7 protein-coding genes and 2 pseudogenes are annotated in these 10,003 nt (G+C 37.7%); all 9 read left to right on the top strand.

Annotated features, from left to right (window positions below; all coding sequences use genetic code 11):
• Nucleotides 1-353, top strand: a pseudogene (locus ABIQ28_RS13785) (phospho-N-acetylmuramoyl-pentapeptide-transferase); the annotation flags it as partial.
• 39 nt (nucleotides 354-392) lie between these two features.
• Nucleotides 393-752 carry a four helix bundle protein gene (locus ABIQ28_RS13780; RefSeq protein WP_348038284.1) on the top strand — a complete coding sequence of 120 codons (360 nt, stop codon included), beginning with the start codon at nucleotides 393-395 and terminating at the stop codon, nucleotides 750-752.
• 14 nt (nucleotides 753-766) lie between these two features.
• The gene (gene murD, locus ABIQ28_RS13775) at nucleotides 767-2,098 is read left to right on the top strand and encodes a UDP-N-acetylmuramoyl-L-alanine--D-glutamate ligase (protein WP_348038282.1); all 1,332 of its coding nucleotides are present in this window, start codon (nucleotides 767-769) and stop codon (nucleotides 2,096-2,098) included.
• Between the two features lie 12 nt (nucleotides 2,099-2,110).
• On the top strand, nucleotides 2,111-3,304 hold the full coding sequence (locus ABIQ28_RS13770; RefSeq protein ID WP_348038280.1) for an FtsW/RodA/SpoVE family cell cycle protein: 1,194 nt from the start codon (nucleotides 2,111-2,113) through the stop codon (nucleotides 3,302-3,304).
• Nucleotides 3,305-3,388: 84 nt separating this feature from the next.
• Nucleotides 3,389-4,495, top strand: coding sequence for an undecaprenyldiphospho-muramoylpentapeptide beta-N-acetylglucosaminyltransferase (gene murG, locus ABIQ28_RS13765; RefSeq protein WP_348038278.1), 1,107 nt, complete (start codon nucleotides 3,389-3,391; stop codon nucleotides 4,493-4,495).
• 136 nt (nucleotides 4,496-4,631) lie between these two features.
• Nucleotides 4,632-5,936 (top strand): UDP-N-acetylmuramate--L-alanine ligase, encoded by a 1,305-nt coding sequence (gene murC / locus ABIQ28_RS13760; RefSeq protein WP_348038276.1) that lies wholly within the window; start codon nucleotides 4,632-4,634, stop codon nucleotides 5,934-5,936.
• A gap of 79 nt (nucleotides 5,937-6,015) precedes the next feature.
• Nucleotides 6,016-6,639 carry a cell division protein FtsQ/DivIB gene (locus ABIQ28_RS13755; RefSeq protein ID WP_348038274.1) on the top strand — a complete coding sequence of 208 codons (624 nt, stop codon included), beginning with the start codon at nucleotides 6,016-6,018 and terminating at the stop codon, nucleotides 6,637-6,639.
• A 3-nt stretch (nucleotides 6,640-6,642) separates the two neighbouring features.
• On the top strand, nucleotides 6,643-7,974 hold the full coding sequence (ftsA, locus tag ABIQ28_RS13750; protein ID WP_348038272.1) for a cell division protein FtsA: 1,332 nt from the start codon (nucleotides 6,643-6,645) through the stop codon (nucleotides 7,972-7,974).
• Between the two features lie 109 nt (nucleotides 7,975-8,083).
• Nucleotides 8,084-9,985 (top strand): annotated as a pseudogene (gene ftsZ, locus ABIQ28_RS13745) (cell division protein FtsZ).
• The last annotated feature ends 18 nt before the right edge of the window (nucleotides 9,986-10,003 follow it).

Here is a 10,003-nt window from a genome sequence, read left to right as displayed (position 1 = left end):
TTGTTGGATTTCTATGGTACAATAGTTATCCGGCATCTGTTTTTATGGGAGATACAGGAAGTTTAACTATTGGTGGAGTCATTGCGGTCATTGCGATTGCCGTTCGAAAAGAATGGTTAATTCCGGTATTGTGTGGGATCTTTTTAGCTGAGAACTTATCGGTGGTCCTGCAAGTAGGTTGGTTTAAGTATACCAAAAAGAAATATGGCGAAGGACGACGCATTTTTAAGATGTCGCCATTGCATCATCATTATCAAAAATCGGGATATCACGAAAGTAAAATCGTAACCCGTTTTTGGATTGTTGGAATTTTATTGGCCATTGTGTCGATAGTGACCTTGAAAATTAGATAATAGAGAAGGACGATATACGATTTAAGAATTACGATATCAATGAAGGAAATAATTAAAAATAGGACTAAAAAATTTGCATCAGACTGCTGGCATCTTTGCTCCAAATTTCCAGTTACAAGGGAGTACAACGCTTATTGTAATCAATTGATAAGATGTTCGAGTTCGGTTGGAGCAAATTATAGGACAGCATGTAGAGCAAAATCTGACGCTGACTTTTTGAACAAGTTGAAAATAGTTGAGGAAGAAGCAGATGAAAGCATGTATTTCATCGAATTACTTTTAGATGTTTCTAATAGAGAAGTGGATGAAATGAAGAGATTGCATGCAGAAGCAAATGAGATATTATCAATAGTAGTTGCATCAATCAAAACAATCCGAAACCGGAATCGTAACTCGTAAATCTAATATCGTAAATGAAGAGGCTAGTCATATTAGGAGGAGGAGAAAGCGGCGTAGGCACAGCGCTTTTAGCAAAGGCAAAAGGTTATGAAGTGTTCCTTTCAGATAAAGGAAAAATTAAAGATAATTACAAAGAAGTTCTTATACATAATGAAATTGAATTTGAAGATGAGCAGCATACGGAGGCCAAGATTCTGAATGCCGACATCGTGATGAAAAGTCCAGGAATACCTGATAAAGTGGCTTTGGTTAAGCAAATTAGAGAGAAAGGAATACAAGTGGTTTCTGAAATTGAATTTGCATCGAAATTTACCAATGCAACGATTGTAGGAGTTACAGGAACGAACGGCAAGACCACAACAGCAGCCTTAATCCATCATATTTTAAAACAAGAGTTGGAGGTTGGTTTGTCTGGAAACATCGGGAAAAGTTTTGCGCAACAGATTTTGGAGCATGATTATCCAAACTATGTGCTTGAGATTAGCAGTTTTCAGTTAGATGGTATTGTAGATTTTAAACCACATATCGCCGTTTTGTTGAACATCACACCAGATCATTTGGATCGCTATGATTATAAGTTTGAAAACTATATCGATTCGAAATTCAGAATAGTTCTGAATCAAACCAAAGATGATTATCTGATTTATGATGCAGATGATGAAGTTATAGTGGACTGGCTCAAATCACATAAAATTCAATCCACATTATTGCCGTTTTCATTAACGAAAACCATCGAAAATGGCGCGTATTTAGACCAAGATGAAATAAAAATAACGATAGATAACAATCAAATTATTATGTCAACAACAAATTTAGCCTTAGAAGGCAAACACAATATTAAGAATCAAATGGCTGCTTCAACCGTAGCGCATTTATTAAAAATAAGAAAACAAACGATTCGCGAAAGCTTGGAGAATTTTCAAGGTGTAGAGCATCGTTTGGAAGAGGTTTTGAAAATCAATAAGGTCAGATACATCAATGATTCAAAGGCTACCAACGTTAATGCTACCTATTTTGCTTTAGAAAGTATGGATACGCCAACCATTTGGATTGTTGGAGGTGTTGATAAAGGGAATGATTATAAAGAGTTGTTTCCATTTATCAATGAAAAGGTCAAAGCCATTATCTGTCTGGGTGTGGACAATGAAAAATTACTGAAAACTTTCGGGAAAATGGTGGATGTCATTGTTGAAACCGAATATATGACCGAAGCGGTAAAAATCGCATACAAATTAGCGGAGTCTGGTGATTCTGTATTGTTGTCGCCAGCGTGTGCAAGTTTTGATTTGTTTGAAAGTTACGAGGATAGAGGTCGTCAATTTAAGAATGCTGTAAGAAGCTTATAAAAAGAAGAAAAAGTGCAAAGTGTTTTCAACAACATAAAGGGGGATCGTTTGATTTGGTCAATTGTCGCATTGCTGGCAATTTTCTCATTCCTTCCTGTGTACAGTTCTTCCAGTAATTTGGCATATACAGCTAATTCTGGAAGTACATTTTCGTTTTTTATAAAACACTTTATGCATCTATTTCTGGGCTTCACTATTATGTATGGCGTGCATCGCATTCCTTACCGTTATTTTAGAGGTTTGTCGCTCGTCATGATGCCAGTCGTATTGATTTTATTGGTCATGACCATGTTTCAAGGCACTACCATTGATGGTGCCAATGCGAGCCGATGGATTCAGATTCCGATTATTGGGATGTCATTTCAGACGTCGACGTTTGCTGCTGTGGTGTTGATGGTATATGTGGCACGCTATTTATCAAAAATCCAGGATAGGGAAATTTCATTTAAAGAATCAATTTTGCCGTTATGGATTCCAGTTTTTCTGGTGTTGATACTGATCCTTCCGGCCAACTTTTCAACCGCGGCGATTATGTTCGCCATGGTCATGGTGTTAGCCTTTATTGGGGGTTATCCGATTCGTTATTTGGCAATAATTGTTGGCGCCGGGGTGTTGTTTTTGGCATTATTTGTTTTGACCGCAAAGGCATTTCCTGAGGCGATGCCCAACCGTGTGGACACTTGGATCAGTCGTGTAGAGAACTTTTCAAATGGAGAAGATACAGAAGCCGATTATCAAATTGAAAAAGCGAAGATTGCGATTGCAACCGGAAAATATATCGGATTAGGGCCTGGGGGAAGTGTTCAAAAAAACTTTTTGCCACAATCCTCCTCAGATTTTATTTTTGCAATTATCGTTGAAGAGTACGGCCTAGTTGGAGGCTTGGTTATTTTGGTAATGTATTGTTGGATGTTGTTCAGGATTGTGATCGTCGCCCAAAAATCCGATACCGTTTTTGGTAAATTAGTCGTGCTTGGAGTTGGCTTGCCTATCGTTTTTCAGGCGTTCATTAATATGGCTGTTGCTGTTGAGTTATTTCCGGTAACGGGGCAAACACTACCACTTATCAGTAGTGGTGGTACTTCCATTTGGATGACCTGTTTGGCTTTCGGAATGATTTTAAGTGTGAGTGCCAAAAGAGAAGAGTTAAAAGAACAAGAAGAGGAATTAGATAATCCTTTGGAAATATTAAGTGAAGCGATATAAGTTGTAAGTATCTAGCGTTATAGAAGCTTGAAGTTAAATCGAATTGGAATTTGTAATTTAAACTATTGGAATTTTAAAAATATAGTGGTTAAAAAGGAAACATATAAAATCATTCTCTCAGGAGGCGGTACAGGTGGTCATATCTATCCTGCGATTGCTATTGCCAATGAGTTGAAAATGCGCTTTCCTGACGCAGAGTTTCTTTTTGTGGGAGCGTTGGATCGCATGGAGATGGAAAAAGTGCCACAAGCTGGATATAAGATTGAGGGGCTATGGATTACTGGAATTCAGCGAAAGTTGACGCTTAAAAACCTTGTTTTTCCAGCCAAGTTGGTTGTTAGTTTAATGCGAGCGCGAAAGATTGTTAAAACATTTCAACCAGATGTTGCCATCGGAACCGGTGGATTTGCCAGCGGACCATTATTGCAGGTTGCGGCTTCCAAAGGTATTCCGTGTTTGATTCAGGAGCAAAACTCTTTTCCAGGCATTACCAATAAATTATTGGCCAAAAAAGTTAATAAAATTTGTGTGGCTTACGATGGATTGGAGCGTTTTTTTCCCAAGGATAAATTAATAAAAACAGGAAATCCTATCCGTCAGGATTTGTTGCAGATTGATAATAAAACTATTGAAGGAAAAGATGCCTTTAAGCAGAAACATGGTAAATACACCTTGTTGGTTTTGGGTGGTAGTTTGGGTGCCAAACGCATCAATGAACTGATTGAAAAAGAATTGGAGTTTTTCCAAACTCAAAATGTGCAAGTGATTTGGCAATGTGGAAAGTTGTATTACGAAACCTATAAGAAATATAATTCTTATGAAAATGTTCAAGTCCATGCTTTTTTAAACACCATGGATTTGGCTTACGCTGCCGCAGATTTTATCATTTCTAGGGCAGGAGCAAGTTCGGTTTCGGAATTATGTGTGGTAGGAAAACCGGTAATATTCATTCCTTCGCCCAATGTGGCTGAAGACCATCAAACTAAGAATGCCATGGCCATCGTTGATAAGGATGCTGCTTTGTTGATAAAGGAAGCAGATTTAGATGTCGATTTCGAAAACCGATTTTCACAATTAGTAAAATCAGCTGAAAAACAACAGAAGTTGAGTGAAAATATAAAAAAATTGGCCCTTATCAACGCTACAAAAGATATTGTGGATGAGGTGGAGAAGTTGTTGAAGAAGCATTAAGTATAAAGTATTAAGAGAATAACGAATAACGAATAACGAATAACGAAGTTCAAATTAAACAACAAACAACAAACAACAAACAGTGAATTTAAAAACAATAAATAACGTCTATTTCATCGGCATCTGAGGCATCGGAATGAGTGCCCTTGCACGTTATTTTGTGGCGAATGGGAAATCTGTGGCGGGTTATGATAAAACCAAAACAGACATCACAAACGCACTTGAGGATCTTGGGGTTAAAGTTCATTTTGAAGATTCCGTTGCTGCAATTCCAGCTGAGTTCTTGAATGTTGATGATACGTTGATTGTTTACACGCCTGCAATTCCTAAAGGTCATGCGGAGTTTAATTATTTCAAAGATCAAAATTTTGAAGTCCTAAAACGTTCTGCAGTTCTTGGGGAAATTACCAGAGACACCTTTTGTTTGGCGGTCGCCGGAACTCATGGTAAAACGACCACAACTAGTATTTTGGGGCATTTGTTATATGAATGTAATGTTCCTGTAACAGCATTTTTAGGCGGTGTGAGTGAGAATTACGATTCCAACTTCATCCTAAATGGCACTGAAGTTACGGTGGTTGAGGCTGATGAATATGATCGTTCGTTTTTAACCTTATCGCCAGATATGGCCGGGTTGACCTCAATGGATGCTGATCATCTTGACATTTATGGTGAAGCTGAGGAACTTAAAAAATCATTCGTTGAATTCACTAAAAAATTAAAACCAAACGGGAAGTTGTTTGTGAAGAATGGCTTGCCGATTGAAGGAATTACTTACGGAATAGAAGATGACGCCGATTATTCAGCGCAAAACATAAGGATCATCAATGGCAGTTATGAGTTTGACCTAAAAACGCCAAACCAAACGCTACAAAATTTTAAATTTAACCTACCTGGAAGACATAATCTGTCGAATGCAATAATGGCCTTGGCGATGTCTGTAGAATATGGTCTCCCTCACCAGCAGCTCGCCAACGCCTTAGCATCTTATTCAGGAGTTAGACGACGCTTTACCTATCAGATTAAAACGGATGATTTAGTATTTATCGATGATTATGCACATCATCCAGAAGAAATCAATGCCGTGCATCAAGCGGTTCGGGAAATGTATCCGAATAAAAAAGTGTTGGCTATTTTTCAACCGCATTTGTTTAGTAGAACACGCGATTTTGCAGATGAGTTTGCAAAAAGTCTCTCGCAATTTGACGAGTTGTTATTGCTTGATATTTATCCTGCAAGAGAATTGCCAATAGACGGTATTACGACAGAATGGTTATTGACAAAAATCGAAAATAAAAACAAAAAATTGATCCAGAAATCGGAGTTGATTTCAGAAATAAAAGCATCAAATGCACCTGTTATTTTAACTATTGGTGCTGGAGATATTGGAGAACAAGTAAAATATATAAAACAAGCTTTAAGTCTTGAAAATAAATTATAACTATATAAAAATAATTGGGTTACTGATATTGGTAGTCTTTCTTTTTGCGTTTTCCTCCGCGAGGAATTCCGTCAGAAAAGTGAGCGAACCCAATATCAAATTTTTGGGCGATGAGAATTTATTTATCACGCATGAGGCTGTTAGTAAGTTGTTAATACAAAATCAACAAAGTGTTACAAATACGGCCAAAGAAATGATAGATTTGAACGACTTGGAATCTGCCCTGAACGCCAACGTCATGATTAAGCGAGCCCAAGTATACATCACTGTTGATGGCACATTGGTCGCTGAAATTGAGCAAAAGAAACCTATTGCTCGAGTAAGTACAAACGCATCTTACTATATCGATGATGTCGGTTCCTACATGCCGTTATCAACAAATTACACGTCACGCGTCCCATTGGTTACGGGATTTGTGGTTAAAAATGAATTGTATAATGTGTTCACTGTGGCTAAAAAGGTTCAAAGTGATGAGTTTTTAAAAACGCACGTTACCGAAATTCATCAGAATGAAAATGGAAGCATTGATCTAAGATTTAGATTAAATGATTTTAGAATACAGTTAGGTTCGTTGGACAAATTGGATAAAAAAATAAATAATCTTAAGGCTTTCTATCAAAAAGCTATGAAAGATAGCACTTTGAATACTTACAGTGTTGTTAATTTAAGATTTGATAAACAGGTCATATGTACCAAAAAGTAGAGGATGGAAAATAATAAAATTTCAGTAGGATTAGATGTAGGGACCACAAAGATTGTGGCTATGATCGGTCGTAAAAATGAATATGGCAAAGCCGAAATTTTAGGAATTGGAAGAGCTAAAAGTTTAGGAGTACATAGAGGCGTTGTCAATAATATCACGCAAACCATTCAGTCCATTCAGCAAGCTGTTCAGGAAGCTGAAGCCGAGAGTGGATTGAAAATAGAGGAAGTGACCGTAGGTATCGCAGGTCAGCATATCAGAAGTTTACAGCATAGTGATTATATCACACGACCTAATTCTGAATTGGTTATTGATGATGAAGATATTGATCGATTAATCAATCAAGTGCACAAGTTAGTAATGCTTCCTGGTGAAGAGATTATTCACGTTTTACCTCAGGAATATAAAATTGATGGACAGGCAGAAATTAAAGAGCCTATCGGAATGTATGGCGGTCGATTGGAAGCTAATTTCCACGTGGTTGTTGGTCAAGTGTCATCCATCAGAAATATTGGTCGCTGCGTAAAAAGTGCAGGCTTGGAGTTGGAAGGTATCACTTTGGAGCCGTTAGCATCAGCAAACGCCGTATTAAGCCAAGAAGAAAAAGAAGCAGGTGTGGCTTTGATTGATATAGGAGGCGGTACCACGGATTTAGCAGTTTTTAAAGACGGCATTATTCGTCATACCGCAGTCATTCCATTTGGAGGTAATGTGATTACTGAAGATATCAAGGAAGGTTGTTCCATCATAGAAAAGCAAGCCGAATTATTAAAAATAAAATTTGGTTCCGCATGGCCAGGAGAAAATAAGGACAATGAGATTGTTTCAATCCCTGGATTAAGAGGACGGGAACCAAAGGAAATTACCCTTAAAAACCTATCAAAAATCATTCATGCGCGTGTTGTAGAAATTGTAGAGCAGGTGTATGTTGAAATAAAAAATTACGGACACGAAGAACAAAAAAAGAAATTGATTGCTGGCATTGTACTGACAGGAGGAGGCGCACAGCTGAAGCATTTAAAACAGTTGGTAGAATATATTACCGGAATGGACACCAGAATAGGTTTCCCGAATGAGCATTTAGCAGGCGATAGTGATGAGGAAATTGCGAGCCCGTTGTATGCGACGGCAGTTGGTTTAGTGATGGACGGATTAAAGCGTCAAGAACGTAAACGCATTGAGAAAGCTGCTGAGGAAGCAGCTGAAGAGATTGTAGCATCGCCATCAACCGAAGTTGAAGAGGAAGAACCGATGTTATTACCAAAAAAAGAACGTCGATCATTTTTAGATAAATTGACCGAACGTGTCAAAGATTTTTTAGATAACGCGGAATAATTACGTAGAGACAGATAATTATCTGTCTCAACAAATCAAAATAGATACAGATAATTATCTGTCTCAATAAATAAATATTAATTAAGAATCCAGAAAAACCCAAAACATTATGAGCAATATAAATGAATTTGGAAACATCGCATTCGATTTGCCAAAAAACCAATCGAACGTCATTAAAGTGATAGGAGTTGGCGGCGGCGGAAGCAATGCCATTAACCACATGTTTCAACAAGGAATTAAAGGCGTTGACTTTGTCATCTGTAATACTGATTCACAGGCCCTTCAAAATAGTGGCGTACCAAACAAAATCCAGTTAGGTGTCAATTTAACTGAAGGTCTTGGTGCCGGAGCTAATCCAGAAGTGGGCGAGCAAGCAGCACTTGAGAGTTTAGAGGATATCCGCAGAATGTTGGATACCAATACAAAAATGGTGTTCATTACGGCAGGAATGGGTGGAGGTACTGGAACTGGAGCAGCACCTGTCATCGCTAAAGTTGCCAAGGAGCTGGAAATTTTGACCGTTGGTATTGTCACGATGCCCTTTCTTTTTGAAGGAAAAACGAGAAATGAACAAGCTCAAAAAGGGATTGAAACTTTAAGAAATCATTGCGATTCCTTAGTGGTCATCAACAATAATAAACTACGTGAAGTTTATGGCAACCTAGGTTTTAAAGCAGGTTTCTCTAAAGCTGACGAAGTATTATCGACCGCTTCAAAAGGTATTGCGGAAGTGATCACACATCACTATACCCAAAATATTGACTTACGTGATGCTAAAACTGTTTTAAGTAATAGTGGAACGGCCATTATGGGATCTGCGACAGCATCTGGTAAATCACGTGCTCAGGAAGCCATCATGAAAGCTTTAGATTCGCCATTATTAAATGATAATAAAATTACTGGAGCCAAAAACGTATTGTTGCTCATCGTTTCTGGTGCCCATGAAATTACTATTGATGAAATTGGAGAAATCAATGACCATATCCAAAATGAAGCAGGACACGGTGCAAACATTATTATGGGTGTAGGGGAAGATGAATCATTGGAAGAGGCTATCGCTGTAACTATCATCGCTACGGGTTTCGATGTCGAACAGCAAAACGAAATCTCTAATACCGAGACTAAAAAGGTCATTCACGCTTTGGGAGATGATAACAATGAAGTTAAAGTTAAAGAACGCGAACCGGCTATTATAACACCAGAAATCGTTCTTGAAAAAGAAGTTGAAAAAGTCACGATTCATACTTTAGTAGAAGAGGAGGTTAAAAAGGAGCCTAAAATGGGTTTGATCCCGACCAATGAGTTTATCAGAAATCTCAATGTAGTTTATGATGAAGTCTTGGATAGCGTTGACGAAGATGATTTTATAATTACTCCTGTTCAACCGGTCAAGGCAGAAGCACCAAAAAGGGCGATTTTTGAAGAAGAGGAGCAATTCACCTTTTCTTTCGATTTGCCTTTATTCAACAGAAAACATGAAGAAACTCCAAAAGATGAAAACAAAATTCTCTTTGATTTGGACGACCATACAAGAGACATGAAGGTCAACGATCATATTGAAATTATATCGGTCACTGAAGCGGATGCAAATGGCGAAAAACGCTATGCGCTTGATGATTTTATGACGCATGAGTCTTCAATTAATAAAACAAAGACCAAACAACAACCAGTTATTGAATAAGACGTTGTGTTTGAGAGAAGAGTCATTTCAACTCAAGAAGAATCAATTTCTCCAGAAGAAATCGATCCTATGAACAGTCCAATTTCTGATATGTTAAAGGATCGTGCTGATATCAGAAGACGTAAAATGAAAGACTTTAACTACAAATTCAGTTCAGCTAAAGTTGATGAAATTGAAAAAGAGCCTGCATATAAACGCCAAGGTGTTAATTTAGAGGATAACAAATATTCTTCTGAGATCAGAGCGTCAAGAATGTCAGTGGGTACTGATGACAATGATGATATTCAGCTGCGAAGTAATAATTCATTTTTACATGATAACGTAGATTAATAGCAGATTTAACGTTGT

This window comes from Gelidibacter sp. (genome assembly GCF_039916245.1).
Classification (GTDB): Bacteria; Bacteroidota; Bacteroidia; order Flavobacteriales; family Flavobacteriaceae; genus Gelidibacter.
This window is presented reverse-complemented; position numbering and strand designations above follow the sequence as displayed.